General features: G+C 69.1%; 1 pseudogene. It reads right to left on the bottom strand.

The window, feature by feature from the left end:
• Positions 1–349, bottom strand: a pseudogene (locus J9892_RS22690) (Tn3 family transposase); the annotation flags it as partial.

Consider the following 349-nt stretch of genomic DNA (forward strand, 5'->3'; position numbering starts at 1 on the left):
GGTCGAGGCCTTCCGGGGTGATCACCAGCGGCTTCCAGCGCGGCTTGATGAAGGCCGTGGGTGCATCGGCCGGCACCTTGCGCAGGTTGTCGGCGTTCATCTCACGCAGGGTCTGCACGGCTGCCAGCACGCCTTGCGCGGCCGGCGCGGCGCGCAGTTCCAGCACCTCCAGCAAGGCCGGCGTGTAACGGCGCAGGGTGGCGAAGTTCTCGCCGACCAGGTGCAGGTGGTCGAAGCCTTCCGGCCGGGCCAGCAGCTCGGCCTCGCTGACGCTCTCGGTGAACTCGTCCCAGGGAATCACCGCCTCGATGGCGGCATAGGGGTCGCTGCCGCTTTCCTTCGCTTCCAG

The organism is Aeromonas sp. Prich7-2, assembly GCF_017939255.1.
GTDB lineage: Bacteria > Pseudomonadota > Gammaproteobacteria > Enterobacterales > Aeromonadaceae > Aeromonas > Aeromonas caviae.